Source organism: Streptomyces sp. NPDC021224 (assembly GCF_044332905.1).
Taxonomy (GTDB): Bacteria; Actinomycetota; Actinomycetes; order Streptomycetales; family Streptomycetaceae; genus Actinacidiphila.
Window position 1 is genome coordinate 11,520 of record NZ_JBIRPW010000026.1, and the last position, 15,034, is coordinate 26,553.

At 74.1% G+C, this 15,034-nt stretch carries 12 protein-coding genes; 7 read left to right on the forward strand and 5 right to left on the reverse strand.

Going from position 1 to position 15,034, the window contains the following annotated elements; all coding sequences use genetic code 11:
* Positions 1-226 precede the first annotated feature (226 nt).
* Positions 227-769 (reverse strand): hypothetical protein, encoded by a 543-nt coding sequence (locus ACH4PY_RS35440; protein ID WP_398192627.1) that lies wholly within the window; start codon positions 767-769, stop codon positions 227-229.
* Positions 742-966 carry a hypothetical protein gene (locus ACH4PY_RS35445; RefSeq protein WP_398192629.1) on the reverse strand — a complete coding sequence of 75 codons (225 nt, stop codon included), beginning with the start codon at positions 964-966 and terminating at the stop codon, positions 742-744. The genes ACH4PY_RS35440 and ACH4PY_RS35445 overlap by 28 nt, the downstream gene beginning before the upstream one ends.
* A 391-nt stretch (positions 967-1,357) precedes the next feature.
* On the opposite strand from ACH4PY_RS35445, the gene ACH4PY_RS35450 reads away from it, so the two are divergent.
* From ACH4PY_RS35450 to ACH4PY_RS35460, 3 genes are all read left to right on the forward strand, one after another.
* On the forward strand, positions 1,358-2,212 hold the full coding sequence (locus ACH4PY_RS35450; protein WP_398192630.1) for a hypothetical protein: 855 nt from the start codon (positions 1,358-1,360) through the stop codon (positions 2,210-2,212).
* Positions 2,213-2,410: 198 nt separating this feature from the next.
* On the forward strand, positions 2,411-3,652 hold the full coding sequence (locus ACH4PY_RS35455; RefSeq protein WP_398192631.1) for a DNA-binding protein: 1,242 nt from the start codon (positions 2,411-2,413) through the stop codon (positions 3,650-3,652).
* A 508-nt stretch (positions 3,653-4,160) separates the two neighbouring features.
* Positions 4,161-4,625: a TnsA-like heteromeric transposase endonuclease subunit gene (locus ACH4PY_RS35460; RefSeq protein WP_398192632.1), complete on the forward strand. Its 465-nt coding sequence runs from the start codon at positions 4,161-4,163 to the stop codon at positions 4,623-4,625.
* Between the two features lie 442 nt (positions 4,626-5,067).
* Here the strand turns inward: ACH4PY_RS35460 and ACH4PY_RS35465 are convergent, their stop codons facing one another.
* A complete protein-coding gene (locus ACH4PY_RS35465) occupies positions 5,068-5,424 on the reverse strand; it encodes a hypothetical protein (RefSeq protein ID WP_398192633.1) in 357 nt (118 codons plus the stop codon).
* A 1,427-nt stretch (positions 5,425-6,851) separates the two neighbouring features.
* Here ACH4PY_RS35465 and ACH4PY_RS35470 point away from each other — a divergent pair.
* The 4 genes from ACH4PY_RS35470 to ACH4PY_RS35485 all read left to right on the forward strand — a co-directional run bounded on the left by ACH4PY_RS35470 (position 6,852) and on the right by ACH4PY_RS35485 (position 12,720).
* Entirely contained in the window at positions 6,852-8,984 is a 2,133-nt protein-coding gene (locus tag ACH4PY_RS35470; RefSeq protein WP_398192680.1) for a transposase, read from the forward strand.
* The gene (locus tag ACH4PY_RS35475) at positions 8,978-9,319 is read left to right on the forward strand and encodes a helix-turn-helix domain-containing protein (RefSeq protein WP_398192634.1); all 342 of its coding nucleotides are present in this window, start codon (positions 8,978-8,980) and stop codon (positions 9,317-9,319) included. Before ACH4PY_RS35470 ends, ACH4PY_RS35475 begins: the two co-directional genes overlap by 7 nt.
* A gap of 357 nt (positions 9,320-9,676) precedes the next feature.
* On the forward strand, positions 9,677-9,922 hold the full coding sequence (locus tag ACH4PY_RS35480; RefSeq protein WP_398192635.1) for a hypothetical protein: 246 nt from the start codon (positions 9,677-9,679) through the stop codon (positions 9,920-9,922).
* A 449-nt stretch (positions 9,923-10,371) separates the two neighbouring features.
* On the forward strand, positions 10,372-12,720 hold the full coding sequence (locus ACH4PY_RS35485; RefSeq protein WP_398192636.1) for a tetratricopeptide repeat protein: 2,349 nt from the start codon (positions 10,372-10,374) through the stop codon (positions 12,718-12,720).
* 225 nt (positions 12,721-12,945) lie between these two features.
* Here ACH4PY_RS35485 and ACH4PY_RS35490 read toward each other — a convergent pair whose 3' ends face one another.
* Entirely contained in the window at positions 12,946-13,797 is an 852-nt protein-coding gene (locus ACH4PY_RS35490; RefSeq protein WP_398192637.1) for a hypothetical protein, read from the reverse strand.
* Entirely contained in the window at positions 13,794-14,948 is a 1,155-nt protein-coding gene (locus tag ACH4PY_RS35495; RefSeq protein ID WP_398192638.1) for a hypothetical protein, read from the reverse strand. Before ACH4PY_RS35495 ends, ACH4PY_RS35490 begins: the two co-directional genes overlap by 4 nt.
* Between the last annotated feature and the right edge of the window lie 86 nt (positions 14,949-15,034).

Below are 15,034 nucleotides of genomic sequence, written 5' to 3' on the forward strand. Positions count from 1 at the left end.
GCCTGTGCACCGGTGCCGGACAGGCGCGACCGCGCGTTGTGGCTTAATCCGCCAGTATGAATCCCGCCACTGACAGCGGTGCCCCGATACGGTTCCCCCTCCGATCAGGGCGGCAATCTGCCGCTAGCGGGGCGGCAGAAGACTCAGACGTAAAGCGCCCACACGCCGGCCACCATCGTCAGGACGACGCCCACCCCGGTGAAGACCGCGGGCCAGCCCTCCCGGGTCAGTTCCTGCCGACGGGTCGGGCGTCCAGCGCCGTACGCAGGCGTCCCGCGATGGGCTGGTACCACTGGACGAAGTAGGGGTCCTTCACCTGGTCGGGCCCGGGCAGCTGCTTGTGCGGGTCAGGCCAGCGCCCGGCGAGCGACCAGCCCAGGGGGCGCAGCCCGGCACGGTCCATGTCCCGGTCGACACCCGCCAGATAGTCCGCGTCGACGGGCAGCTCCCGGCACGACTGCCAGATCACCCCGTCCAAGTCGATGGGGAGGTGCGGGAATCCGAAGAGGAAACCCAGACAGCGCTCGCGCAGAACCGCCGCGCTCTGCTCGGGGGTCAGCGGTACACCCTTCTCTCCACCCCCGGGGCCTGGCTGTGCGGTCCGGCAGTCGGTGTCGGGGAAGGTGTCGATCTCACCGATCACGACGTGTGCCGTCGCGTTCTCAAGGTCGGGGTAGGACCAGTGCCTCGGCACAAGGACGATCACGTCGTAGGTGTCGAGAGCGTCGGCCAATGCCGCCGTCAGGGGCCCGGCGGGCGGCACCGGCATCGATGGAGGGCGTGTGCGAACTGGCCGAACATCACTGCCCGGTGAGCGCCGCGGACCCCGCGCAGGGACGCCAGCAGCCCGAGCAGCAGGACCAGCGGCCGGCCCCAGCGCGCGAGCAGGAACAGCCCCATGACGGCAGGGGGCAGACCGGCGAGCACAGCGGTCAAGGCGGTCGCGGTCGGCGCACTGACCGGCATGGTGATCGGTTCCCTTCCCGGCGCCGCGGTGCGCGGCGCCGGGTGCCATCTCCTCACACCGCTGAAAGGCTTCCGGCTGGAACTTCGCGGGGCTGTAACGTGAGGCAGGTGACCCGCTCCGCGCCCTCCGGCGCCGATGCTGCGCTCATCGCCGCGCTCGCCGACCTCGGACTGGCCGTGTCCCAGGCGCAGTTGGAGCGGTGGCGGGCAGCGCACTATCTGCCGCCCCACCCCCGCGAGCACCTGGGGCGCGGCCGGGGCACCGTCTCGCATCTGCTGCCCCAGACCGTGGCCCGGGCCGCGTGGCTGGCCGCAGCCTCCCGCCAGGGCAGGGCGCTGCCGGTGGCGGGAGGCCTGGGCCTGCTGGGCAACCGACGGCTCCCCGGGCGGCATGGCCCGGCTGCGGACCGCGGTTGCGGACCAGCTCGACCGGTACGGGAAACGGCTTGCGGCAGGCAACGCCCGTGACGACGACAGCTGGCAGCGGCGCCACGACGCGGCCGAGGCCGCGGCGCGCCGCGTGCCGGACCTTGACCAGCACGCCCTGCTGCGGGCCGTCGCCACCACCGCCGCCCGAGACCCGGCCGCGGTCGCGCCCCTGCCGCGCGTCGAGCGCGGCCTCGCCCTCGTCCTGGGCCGGCTGCTCGCCGGCGGCGGTGAAGACGTCGGCGAGGACGAACTCCTGGACGCGCTGTGCCAGGTCTTCCCCGAGCAGGCCGAAGCACTGCGTACCGCAGCCGCAGCCCGGGACGCAGCCGGGCACGGCGGCACGTGGGAAGGCTTTGCCCTGGCCGGAGGCTGGCCCGCACTGCAGCACGCAGTAGAGGCCGCGCCCGACCATGCCCTGCGCCGCGCGGTGGAGCTGGTCACCGCCACATCCGCGGCCCTCGAACTGGTCCTCGTCCACCTAGGCCCCGCCGCCCAGGCCGGACTGCCCGCACCACCGACCGGACTCGATGTCGAAGCAGCCCCGGACGCCATGACCATCGCGCTGGCCGACCCCCTGTGGGACGAGTGGGGCCGCCACATGCCCCTTGACGGCGACAGCCCCGCCTGGCCGACCGTCGCCGCCTACCAGACCGCGCTCACTCTCCTCCTGCCCGGCCGAGCCGGCGCCCTCGCCGCCTGCCGGGAACGAACCGAGCAACTCATCCGCCACACCCAGGATCCCGTCCAGCCACACCCCTCCCCGACCGCCCGCCGTCCTGGGCATTTCCCCAGCAGCACCAGCGGCAGGAGCAGGTGAATCATGACCGAGCCTCCTCCCCCGGGTCGTATCCCCGGTGCCAGGACGCGGGAGCCGCACCTGGCACCCACCGGTCAGGCCGCCGGCCCCAGCGCCGCCCGAGCCCAACCGGCCCTCCGGCCTGCGGTGCTGCGCGTTGCCCCGGTGGCCGCGGAGACGACGTGGTCGTATCTGTCCCGGTTGGCTTGCCGCTACGGCATGGAACCCGCCGCACTGCTGCCCTGGTGGATTTGGACCGGGTCCCGCCCGCGTGACGAGGCCGGTCCCCGTGACGACGCCGAAGTAGTGCTGAGCCCGGCGGGCAGGCAGTTGCTCGCCCGGCTGGGCGGGGTCGGCGAGCACGATCTGGTCCGGGCCCTGCCCGCGTTCAACGACGAGCCGAGCTCAGACACGCCGGACCGGAGCGGCGAGACCGCCGGGTCCGGCAGACCGGCCGGCCGGTGGAAGGTCGCCTCGGCCGGCGAGCACGGGCCGGTGGCGTACGGGTGCGCGCTGTGCACCGCGGCCCGCACCGGCCGCGCCACCGTGGTGGTGCGGTACGTCGCGCCGTGGCAGCGGGTCTGTGCCCGCCACCATCGGTGGATGCTCACCGCCGGGGACGGCCACCGTCACCACCACCTGGACCTGCGCGCGGCCCCGGAGGTTGCCGCGGCGCAGCGGGCCTGGCCGAAGGTCGCCCAGGCCGCGGCTGCGGCCGGCACGGATCCGGGGCGGGTGTTCGCCATGGCCCATGCGGTGGTGTGTGCGTGGTGGGAGCAGGCCCTGGAGTGGGAACTGGAACGCATCTGGCCGGCCCGCCTGCATGCGGTCGCGGGCGGGGATGCCGGGCCGCGGTTTTGGTGGTGGCGGATCGTCGCCCGCGACGCGGTCGTCTTCCCCGAGACGGTGGCGCTCGCGCGCGTGCTGCTCGACCCCGGCATGCAGGAGCGGATCTGGAAGGACCACGGGGCGGGCGGGCTCGTGCGGCCGTTCCGGCCGGACGGGGAGTTCTTCCGCGAACTCGCCGTGCGGCTGGGGCGGCCGTGGCTGGCCGAGGTGGGCGGGGCCCCGCAGCGGGGGCTGGTGCTGGGCGGGCCGCTGCACGCCGGGCCGCTGCTGGACTGCATCGGCGCGTTCACCCGCGTACGCCGCGGGCAGCGAGATCCTCGCGGGTTCGGGCTGGACCCGTGGTGGCTGCGTGCCGACCACCGCCCCGCCTCGGCCAGGGTCCAGCTGCGCGCCCTGGCCGAGCAGACCGCGGCCGCCGCACGCGGGCACGGCAGCACTGGTGGTGCCGTGCCGGGTCCCGGCACCGCGCCCACCGTCCGCTCGCCTGTTCCGCGACCGGCACGGCCGCGCCGCCGCCGCGTACACCGCTGCGCCCACACCGCCGGGGTGAGTGCGGACGCGCCCGGCCGCCTCGGGGCGAGCGGTGTACGCCAGGGCAGGGGTCTGCACTGACACCGGCAGCCGGTCTGCGCCATCATCGGCAGTCCGGGCGTACCGGCGGTGTGCGCAGGAAGTTGGCCGAATTCGGCGGTCCGCGCGCACGGGCACGCTTGGCTGGAGTACATGATCGACACGCACCACCCGCCGGGGCCCGGCGGCCCCGCCTTACCCCCGCAGCCGTTGCCGTGGCCTCCGGCCGAAGCGGAGCGGGCGGCGGCCTCGGCGGAGGCGGTCTTCGCAGGCCCGGACGGGCAGCTGGTGCAGCGGCGTTGGGATCAGGCGGCCGGCGCGGTGCGGTGGGAGGACCAGCCAGCGGTGGCCCGGTTCCCGGTGGTGCCCGGGCGCAGCTGGGGTCCGGTGGTGGTGGTCGGCGACGACCGGCGGGCACGTGATGCACGGCTCGGTGGCGATGCGCACCCAGCTGATGGTCCTGGACCGCGACCCTGCGGTGGTGTGGCTTGCGGCGCGGCCGGTGCGGCTGGTGTGGCGCGACCCGGGCGACGGGCGGCCCAGGTCGTGAGTGCCGCAGGTATTCGCCCGCTGTAGCGATGGCACCGGTGTGCTGGCCGACTGCCCCGCCGCCGCGGATGCGGGCGGGATCCGGGCGCTGCGGGCCGCGCAGATCGTGGCCGCGGCGTGTACGGCGGTGGGCTGGGCCTACCGGCGCTTGGCCCCGCCCGGTGCGGTGGTGGCGGCGAACTTGCGGTGGCTGGCCGGCTACCGCCACCCCCGCAACGCCGGCACGCCCGGTCTGGCGGCCGCCGTGACCGCAGCGTTCGCCGAGCCCCGGCCGCTGGAGGAGGGCGCCGCTACGTGCGGCGACCCGATCGAGGTCCTGCCCGTCGTCTTCCACGCCCTGTGGGCCGGCCGGCTGGACGTGACGCTGGATCAGCCGCTGCACCACCGGTCCCTCGTCGGCCCGGGGAAACCGGCACAGTCCTCAGAACACGGCCGCGGCCAGGAGCGGGAGCGCAGCGGGCTGTGAGCAGCAGCAACGGCGGTGCGCGGCGGGTGGAGCCCGGTGCGCAGGTGGTCTTCGACGGCCGCACGTGGCAGGTGGGCGCTCTGGTGGGCGCCACGGTGCGGCTGATCGGCGAGGAGGGCACCACGGCCTCGGTGCTGGCCTCGGTGCTGCTGGCCGACCCGGGGTTCGAGGTGGTGGGGGTGCCGCTGGCCGGGGCGCCGCAGTGGGGGCTGTTCCAGACCGTTCCTCTCCCGGCGCAGGAGCGGGCTTTGGCCTGGCAGCGGCACATCCGCGAGGTCGAGACCGGGCTGCCCGGCGGCCCCGGCGAGGGTGGTGTGCCGCGCCCGGAGTACGACCCCGGGCGGTGGACGCTCGCCGAGCGCGAGCAGGCCAAGGCCGAGGAACTGGCCGGCATGGGCTGGGCCAGGGTCTCCCGGGCCACGGTGCAGAAGATGCGCCTGGACTACCGCAAGCGCGGGCTGTGGGGTGTGGTCGACAAACGCTCCATGCGCCAGACGGCGGGCCGGGGGCGCGGCGACGAGCGGGTGGCGGCCGCGGTGCTGGAGGCACTGCGCCGGCGGCGCGGCCGGGCCAAGACCAGCATCCGGCAGATCATCGAGCTGACCGAGCAGATCCTCAACGCCACCCACGGGCCGGGGCAGGTGAAACTGCCGGCCCACTCCTCGATGTACCGGCTGGTGAACGCCCTGGCCGATCCGCTGGAGCGGCCCGGCAGCCCGGCCCGGACCGCCACCGCGACACGCCGCGGGTCCGCGCCCGAGCCGGTACTGCGGCCTGGTGAGAGGGTCCAGATCGCCACCGCCGGCCTGGATGTGACGGCGGTGGGCGATGATGGGCGCGCGGTGGCGGTGGAGGTGACGATCGCGCTGGACCTGGCGACGCGCTCCCTCCTGGCCGCCGGCTTGTGCGCGCAGGGCGACGGGCCGGTGGATCCCGGCGTGCTGCTGGCGGAGATGGCGGTACCGCACCCGGTGCGCGCGACCTGGCCGACGGCGCTTCAGATGGGGCACGCCAGCGTGCCCTACGAACGGCTGCTGGCCTTGGACGCGCGGCTTGAGGCGGCCGCCGCACGGCCGGTCGTGGTGCCCGAGACCCTGGTCGTCGACGGCGCAGCCACAACCGGGTCCGGCGGTTTCCTGGCCGCGTGCCAGACTCTGGGCGTCAGCGTGCAGACAGCCCCGCCCCGCAGGGCCGGTGCCAAGGGCGCCGCCGAGCGCACCCTCGCCGCCCTGAACACGCTGTTCGCCCGGCACATCGCCGGCCGGCCCGGTGCCACCGATACCACCGGTACGGGCAGGCACGGCGGCGTCCATCAGGCGTTGTGGAGTGTGCCGCAGCTGCAGGACCTCCTCGACGAATGGATCACCGCCTGCTGGCAGAACCGCAGCCACGAGGACCTGCGCCACCCCGCGATCAGCGGCACGGCCCTGAGCCCGAACGAGATGTGGGGCGCGCTGGTGGCCTGGTGCGGATACGTGCCGGTCCCGCTGAGCGGCGCCGACTACCCGGAGCTGCTGCCGGTGCGGTGGCAGGCGGTCACCGAACGCGGTATCCGCATCGGCCACCGCACCTACGACCACCCGTGCCTGGACGCCCACCGCGGGCAGCCGTCGCCTGTCGCCTCCCGCGGCGGGAAATGGGAGGTCCACACCCACCCCCACGATCCGCGGCAGGTCTGGATCCGCCTGCCCGACGGGCGCCTGCACGAAGCGCCGTGGATCGACCGCGAGCACGTGCAGCGGCCGTTCGACGACGCGGTGCGGCGGCAGGCCGGGCAGGCCGTGGAGCAGCGGGCCGCCCGCGCACAGCGTCAGGCCGACTTCGCCGACGCCACCGGGCAGCTCCTTGCGCGCGCCCGGACCGGCCCCGCCGCCGGATCCGCGTCCGCGGATCCGGTGGAACAGCGGCCGGCGCGGCTGCGGCCGGGCACGCCCGCCGGCCGGACGGCACCGGCAACGACGAGGTCCGGGCAGAAGTCCGCTCACACGGCCGCCAGGCGGATACCGGCCGGCCGGCACCGGCGCAGTGGGCCGCCGACGACGACAGTCTCGACGCTCTCGACAGCGAGAACGGCGGGGGCGGTCAAGCGGGCGCGGGTCGGGGCGTGTTCGCGGTGTACGACGCTGGTGTGGAGGCCGAGCAGTGGTGAGCGGACACGCCTCTGCGGGCGGTGCCGCCACGGCCGCACCCGCGGACGCCACAGCGGCCGCCCCGGACGTCGGCGAGGTGCCCGCGCCGCGCCGGGGGTACCGGCCCCGGCGGGCGGAGCTGGGTGCCCGGGTGAGGTTCGAGGGCCGCATCTGGGAGGTTGTGGCCGTGGTGGGTGCCACGGTGCGGCTGGCCGGGCAGGACGGCGGTACTGCGTCGGTGCTGGCCTCCCACCTGTTCGCCGATCCCGCGTTCGAGTTCGTCGACGCCGCCGGGCCGGCCCCCGCGCCGAGGTGGGGGCTGTTCGAGAGCGCGCCTGCGCGGGAGAGGGAGCGGGCTCTGGCCTGGCAGCGGCACATCCGCGAGGTCGAGACCGGCCTGCCCGGCGGCCCCGGCAGCGGCGGCGTGCCCCGTCCCGAGTACCACCCCACCCGGCTGCTGGCGGACCGGGAGCAGGCCAAGGCCGACGAACTGGCCTCGCTGGGCTGGCCGCAGGCCAGTGCAGCCACCGTGCGGCGGATGCGGCGCCGCTACCGCGCACAAGGCCTGCGGGGCCTGGTCGACCAGCGCAGTAGGCGGCCGGCCAGCCGCACCGGACGCGCGGACGAGCGGGTGGTGACCGCCGTACTGGAAGCACTGCGGCGCCAGCGCGGCCGCTCGAAAGAGACCCTGACCGGGCTGCGGACCCTCACCGGGCAGATCCTTCACGACACACACGGCCCGGGCGCGGTCGCGCTGCCGCCGGCCTCGACGTTCAACCGGCTGGTCCACGCCCTGGCCGACCCGCTGGAACTGCCGGGCCGTCCCGCACGCACCGCCACCACCCCGCCCCGGCCGTTCACGACGACGGTGGCGCTGCGGCCGGGAGAGCTGGTCCAGGTCGACACCACCCGCCTGGACGTCATGGCCGTCGCCGCCGACGGCCGCCCGATGCGGCCCGAGCTGACCATCGCCGTCGACGTCGCGACCCGCTCGATCCTGGCCGCAGTGCTGTGCGAGGAAGGCACCAAAGCCGTCGACGCCGCTCTGCTGCTGGCCGAGATGGCCGTCCCCCACCCGCTGCGGCCCACCTGGCCGGCCGCTCTGTCCATGGCGCACGCCAACCTGCCCTACCAGCGGCTGCTCGCGCTGGACCGGCGCCTGGAGCACGCCGCGGCGCGCCCCGTCGTCGTTCCCGAGACGATCGTGGTGGACCGCGGCGCGGTGTTCATCTCCCATGCCTTCCTGGCCGCCTGCGAAACCCTGGGGGTCAGCGTGCAGCCCGCCCCGCCCCGCACCCCGACCGCCAAGGGCTCCGTCGAGCGGACGTTCGGCGCGATCAACACCCTGCTGCTGCAGCACATCTCCGGCTACACCGGGTCCAACCCCACCCGCCGCGGCCCCCTCGCGGACGCAGAAGCCTGCTTCACCCTGCCCCAGCTGCAGGACCTCCTCGACGAATGGATCACCGTGTGCTGGCAGAACCGCCGGCACGAAGCCCTGCGCCACCCCGTCCTGCCCAAGACCGCGCTCACCCCCAACGAGATGTGGGGCGCCCTGCTCGGCATCACCGGGTACGTGCCGCTGACCCTGACCCGCGCCGACTGGCTCGAACTGCTCCCGGTGCGGTGGAACGCCGCCACCGACCGCGGCATCCGCATCGACCACCGCACCTACGACCACCCCCGCCTGAACGCCCACCGCGGCCAGCCCTCCCCCACCGCCTCCCGCAGCGGGAAATGGGAGATCCACACCCACCCCCACGACCTGCGCCAGATCTGGATCCGCCTGCCCGACGGCCACCTCCACGAGATCCCGTGGATCCACCGCGAGCACGTCCACCGGCCCTTCAACGACCGCATCTGGCACCACATCCAGACCGCCGTCGGCCGACTCGCCCGCGACCGCCACGAGGCCGACCTCGCCGACGCCCTCGACCAACTCCTGCGCCAAGCCCGACCCGCCACCTCAGCAGTGCCCCCTCAGACACCCTCGCAGCGCCCGCCGGCGACGGATACCGCCGCCCCTGCGACCGGACCCGACACGGCCGGCGGCCAGGCAACGGCGCGGCAGGACGAGCAGGAGCCCGACGACAGCCTCGACACCCTGGAAGCCGCCGCAGCCACCCAGGCCGGTCACCGCGGCCAGGACAGCGAACCCCGCGACGGAGGCGCCCCGCACCGGGGCGCGTTCGCGCTCTACGACGCCGCCTCGGAGGCCGACCAATGGTAAACACCCCCAGCACCGGCACCCCCGAAGCCAACCTCGGCGACCCCGGGCTCACACCGGCTGCCATCGCCGCACGCCACCACATGTCGGTCCGGGCACTGCACCGGCTGTTCGGCAACGAAGGGGAGAGCGTCATGGCCAGGGTGCGACGACGGCGGCTGGAACGCTGCCGTGAAGCCCTCGCCGGCCCCGCCCTGCGGGGGCAGCCCATCGGTTTCCTCGCCGCGCGCTGGGGATTCGCAACGGCGGCGGACTTCAGCCGCCGGTTCAGGGAGGCGTACGGCGTGACGCCGCGGCAGTTCAGGAACGAGGCCGGAGCGGCGCAGCCCCGGCGCTGACAGCACATCTGCATGGCGCCGGCCGCCAACTCCATGAGCGCGCACAGCGCCACGATAGGGGCCCGAAGCCGAGGCGGCACCGGCGAGAGCCGGAACCACCGGGCCACAGCCCCGCGCCCTCGGCCCGACAGCGAAAGGGGACATCGTGCGATTCAGAACGCTCGTCACCACCCCGCTCATCGCTCTGCTGCTCGTACTGGGCACGGGGGTCGCGTCCGCGAACGCCGCCCCGGGTGCAGCAACGCCTCCCAAACCCCGCCGCCGGCGCCCGCCGGCGCCCACAGCGCGGCCGGCGCCGCAACGGAGTACGGCTGCGGCGGCGCCTTCTGGGTTGCCAAGCGGTACTCCTCACCCCGCGTGGAACTGCGGCTGTACTACGACTGGGACGCCGAGACGGTTTGCGGCGTGGTCGTGCACACATCTGGCTGGTACGGCACCTACTTCAACACCGGTGTACGCGTGACGAGCCCATGGGACAGCCAAGCCGACTGGGGCTACTTCGCCTACTACGCCGGACCCCGGACCGTACCGCTCGGCCACACCGAGTGCGTCAGCACGACCACGGTGGACGAGGCAGACGAGTGGTACGACTCCTTCTGCTGACCACCACCCCCTAGCTAGTGCGGCGGCGCTCACCGCAGATGACCGCCGCCTCCCCCACCGCAACCTGGCCCTCGGCATCCGGCACAACAGCCTCCGGCTCCCCCGGCTCCTGGCCCTCGCCGTCGACGCAGATCGGGCGGATGAACACCCGCCCCAGCCGCACCGCCGTCACTTCGCCCCCTCGAGGACTCCAGAGCCGGAATCTCCGGACGCGGATGGAGGCCCTGCCCGGACAGCGCCTCCATCCTCACCTCGCCCACCACCCGGACACCCCCGGCAGCGGCTCCCCACGTCCGGCCCTCCCCCGCCGGCACGGCTTTGTTCACGAGAACGAGCGGCAGGCACGGCACCAACCGCCGGTCGGCACGGCAGCGCAACGTCCTGCTGCATGCACCGTGCCTGGTTCGGGGATGCGTACCTGAGGGTGGCGGCGGAGGTACGGAGGACGTATGCGCAGACGGTGGGCGGGGGCGGGAGCAGCAGGCGCCGCGGTCGTGGCTGTGGCGTTGGGGCCGGTCACCGAGCGGGCCGGGGCGGTGCTGCCGCACTGGGCCGGCAGCTCCTGGGTGGTGTGGCCGGCGTTCGTGGCACTCGCTGCGCTGGCCGGGGTGCTGGGCGCCGCTCCCGCGCCGCGGCCCGAGCCGCACGCCGCCCCAGCGGGCGGGTGGCCGCCCGCCCTGATCTCGCTTCGCCCGCCGCATCTGGACGTGGGCCGGGTACGCGGCCGGGAGGGGGAACTCGTCCGCCTGGCGTCCCTGTTACGCCGCCCGGGCAGCCGGTTCGCGGTGCTGTCTGCTGCGGGCGGCACCGGCAAGACCACCGTCGCGGCCGCGCTCGCCGCGCAGGCCGCAGCTGACGGCTACGCGGTCTTCTGGATCCGCTGGCGCACCACCGAGACCCTCGCCGACCAGATGGTCCGCGCTGCGCTGGCCTGCGGCCTGCCGCACACCGCGCTCTCGGCCGCTCAAGCCGGCCACGACAGCCTTCCGGACACCGTGTGGCGCCAGTTCGCCGCCACCCGGCGCTGGCTGCTGGTGATCGACAACGCCGACGAGCCCGCCCTGATCGGCCCCGAGAGCGAACAGGTCGCGGACTACCGGGGCTGGATACGCCCCGACGGGCGCGGGCTGCTGCTGGTCACCAGCCGGGACGGCAGCACGGAGACCTGGGGGCCGGCCGCGGACATCATACGGCTGGCACCGCTGGACGACACCGCGGGCGGCCGGCTGCTGCGCGACGCAGCTCCCGGCGCAGGTAACGCCGCGGACGCGGAGGCACTCGCCGCACGCCTGGGCGGCCTCCCACTCGCACTGCGCGCCGCGGGCACAGGGCTTGCCGCACCGACGGCGCGGCTGCGCACCTTCCACGCCTACCGCGCGGCGCTGGAATCCGAACTGCCCGCTCTCCTGGGGGCGGAGGAGACCGCAGAAGGCGAACCGAACCCGGACGCGGCACGGCAGGTGCTGCGCCACACCTGGGAACTGTCACTCGACCACCTCGCACACGAAGGCCTGCCGCTCGCACGCCCCCTGCTGCGCGCCCTCGCACATTTCGCCGAAGCACCCGTCCCACTCGACCTGGTCACCCCTGAGCTACTGACCACCGCACTTCCCGCTCCCGCTCCCCCGGTCACCCTGCCCACCGTCGACCAGACACTCGCCGGCCTCGAACGCCACGGGCTGCTCGAACCGGCCCCGGGCACCGGACTGGACCCGTACGACGGCCCGGCCCCGGACAACAGCCCGCCGCCCGCCGTCGTCCTGCATCCTCTGATCAGGGAAGTGACGGCACTGGCCGCCGCGCGTACCGGCACCCCGCCCGGCACCGCGGGCTACCTCCGGGCGGTCGTCAGGGCGCTGACCGCCGCGGTCAGCCGCGCGAGCACCGCGGGAGCTCCCGGGTGGCCGACCGCCCGGCTGCTCGCCCCGCATCTCCCGCTGCTGCTCGGCGCGCCCGCCCCCGTCCCCCTCACCGAGGCCTGCGCCCTGATCGACCGACTCGCCGACGTCCTCGGCGACTCGGGCGACTACGCCCTCCAGCTCGACCTGCGCCGGACCGTACTCGCCCGCCGCCGCGACGCGCTCGGCGAAGACCACCCCGACACCCTCACCTCCCGAAACCACGAAGCGAACAGCCTCTACAGCCTGGGAAACCACGCTCGTGCCGCCGCCCTCCACGAGCAGACACTCGCCGACCGCACCCGCACCCTCGGAGCCGACCACCCCGACACGCTGATCAGCCGCAGCAACTTCGGCTTCCTCCTCCAGCACCTCGGCGAATTCGCCCGGGCAGCCGCCCTGCACCAGTCGGCACTCGCCGACCGCACCCGCGTCCTGGGACCCGAACATCCGCAAACCTTGACGAGCCGGTCGAATCTGGCCAGATCCATCGCGGGACTCGGCGACCACGCCACAGCCGCCGCACTTCACCGGCAACTGGCCGCCGACCGTGCCCGCGTGCTGGGCCCCGATCACCAGCGCACCCTGGACAGCCGCGCCGACATCGCCAAGGCCGTAGCCGCTTCCGGCGACGCGAGGACAGCACTCGGCCTGCACGAAGCCGTCCTCGCCGACCGTGCACGCGTCCTGGGCCCCAGGCACCCGGACACCCTCGCCAGCCGTGCCGCCGTCGCAGCCACCCTGCACGCCCTCGGTGACCACCAACGCGCCGCCGACCTGCACGAGCAGATCCTCACCGAGCGCGAACACGTCCTCGGACCGGATCACCCCGACACCCAGCTCACCCGGCAGGCACGAGACCGCTGCCGAACCGAGGCCGCGCGCCCCACACCCGGCTGACACACAGCCACTGCCACCAGCCCGCACACACGGACGCCGCGGGTTGCCAGCGTGCGGGTGCCGGCGTCTTCCAGAGTGAACGTCCATAGATCCGCCGCTGGCACGTCCCGCAGCGGGGGCGGGTCCCCCCGCGGTCCGCGCATGCCGGACAGACCACGCCCGAGCACGTTCTGGCCGCCGGCCCCGGCGCCGCCTGTCGTCGTCGCCGCCCGCCCGCGACTGCGGTCAGCCGAGTACGCCGACGAGGTGCAGCAGGAGCACGGCCACCACCGCGACGACGGCCGGGACGAGGAGCGTACGGGCGAGCCCGGCGGGCCGCCGGGCGCTGTCGGTTGCCGGGGGGCCTACGACGGGTCTGCCGTGCCGCCGCGGAGTCCTTTCAGGACGCCCAGTGCCGCCCGCACCGCCTTGGCCGTCGCGTAGAGCGCCAGGACCGCCGCCGCTCCCAGTACCAGGTCGGCCCAGTCCTGCGGGCCCGGCGGCGGGAACGGGCGTCGGGACGGCCGGGGCGGGGGTGCCGAGGGGGCGTGGGTGGGGGCCCCGAAGGGCCGCTTGGAGATTCCTTTCCGACACGTAAGGGCCCTTCCGCACGATCCTCAGGGCGTGTCCCGAGACCTGGGGATCGAGCGGCCCCCAGGGGCGTACCGGGAAGGTGTCCGAGTCCTCGGTGTAGAAGTCCCGCACGGCCGGGCCGCACAACTCGTGGACGCGGGTGAAGAGTTCCTCGGTGGCGTCGAACTCCGGCTCGGTCCGGCAGACCACCCCCTCGATCAAGGGGGCGCGCCGGTTCATGGCCTCGAAGCTGTCGTCGCCGCCGACGTCCTGCTTCGTCAGGTAGACGACACGGTAGAGCAGCCAGAGCCGGACGGACCCCTGGTCGCGGTACTCCCGCAGGTAGGCGTGCTCCTGCGACACCTCTCCCCCCGCGACGTCCCCGAGCAGGCTGTGCCGTCGGACGTCGGCCAGGAAGTCCGGGGCGACCACGATCGTGAAGCCGGTCCTGACCGCGCGGGTGATCACGAACGGCCATGCCCGGCGGCAGGAGGACGGGTCTGCGGACGGGTCGGCGGCGGTCACGAGGTCTCCCACAGCAGACGCGAGCCCGGGTGCGCGGCCTCGAACTCCGCGAGGGTCGCCTCGAACAGCCGGATCAGGCCGGTCATGGCCTCCCGCTCCGAGCGCGCCTGCGCCGCCTCCTGCCGCAGCGCGGCGAGGTCGTGCTCGACCCGCCGCCCGTACTGGCCGACCTGCCGCTCCACGAAGCCGACGAAGGCCTCCATGAAGGTCTCCTGCACCACGCGGACCACGGGGGACTTCACGGCCTTCGCCTTGATCAGGGAGTTGAGCGCGGGAAGCCGCTTTTGGACCGTCCTGATCCACTTGAGCTTATGGGCTTCCTGCTGGGCCCGGGTGGAGGTGCCGGCGGTCTGCTCCTCGGCCGCCAGTTCCTTGACCGCCCGGTCGAACAGGTCCACCAGGACGGCCATGAACGGGATCTCGACGTTCTGCGGCCTCGGGAACCGCCCCTTCTTCACCATGGTGAACCCGTCCGGGGCCAGATCGGCGAAGCCGGCTCCGACCGCGCTGACGGGAATCACCCGCAGCGCGCCCGAGACGGCGCTGCGCCGCATCCGGCTGTCGAAGACCTCCCTCACGTCGGGGTTCTCCAGCAGGGCATCCACCACCTCACGGACGGTGTGCCCGGCCGCCTCCAGGATGTCCCACTTGGTGATCACGAAGTGGACCACCGCGTCGGAGCCCTCCATGAGGTTGAAGATGTGGAATATCTCGCTGGTGAGCATGTCGTCCCCGCCGAGGAGCCTGATGACCTTGACCCCGTCCAGCAGGACGAGCAGGAAATCCGACTCCCTGGCCCGCTGGGACACCCTGGCTCCGAGATCGCTGTCTCCGACCTGCGCGGTGATGTGCTCCCCGCCGTAGTCGATGTACTTGATGCTGAACGGGCTGTGCAACCGGTTGTCGGACGTCCGGATCGAGCAGGTGAACTCGAATTCGTGCAGGTTGGACAGCATCGTGGGGTCCGGCCATTTGTCCGGTCCGGCGGTCTGGTTGTAGGCGATGTTGAGCGCCTTGCTCTCTTCCGCCGGCAGCTGCACGAAGAAGCCGACGTCGCTGCGCTGTATGCCCAGCCGGTGGAACAGGCTGGCGAGGTAGACGGTCTTGCCTGAGTTGTTGGGCCCGATGACGGTGACGGAAACGGGTTCCATACGCTGCCTCCTGCACGGTGGTTCCGCGGTGCGCGGGAGCCCCGCCAGGTGCGGCGGGCTCCCGGCCGCCTGCGTGCAGTACAGCC

Bases quoted from the DNA above. Each gene is read 5' to 3' on its own strand.
- ACH4PY_RS35440 (WP_398192627.1), bottom strand. From the start codon at position 769: ATGCCGGTGCCGCCCGCCGGGCCCCTGACGGCGGCATTGGCCGACGCT.
- ACH4PY_RS35445 (WP_398192629.1), bottom strand. From the start codon at position 966: ATGCCGGTCAGTGCGCCGACCGCGACCGCCTTGACCGCTGTGCTCGCC.
- ACH4PY_RS35450 (WP_398192630.1), top strand. From the start codon at position 1,358: ATGGCCCGGCTGCGGACCGCGGTTGCGGACCAGCTCGACCGGTACGGG.
- ACH4PY_RS35455 (WP_398192631.1), top strand. From the start codon at position 2,411: ATGGAACCCGCCGCACTGCTGCCCTGGTGGATTTGGACCGGGTCCCGC.
- ACH4PY_RS35475 (WP_398192634.1), top strand. From the start codon at position 8,978: ATGGTAAACACCCCCAGCACCGGCACCCCCGAAGCCAACCTCGGCGAC.
- ACH4PY_RS35485 (WP_398192636.1), top strand. From the start codon at position 10,372: ATGCGCAGACGGTGGGCGGGGGCGGGAGCAGCAGGCGCCGCGGTCGTG.
- ACH4PY_RS35495 (WP_398192638.1), bottom strand. From the start codon at position 14,948: ATGGAACCCGTTTCCGTCACCGTCATCGGGCCCAACAACTCAGGCAAG.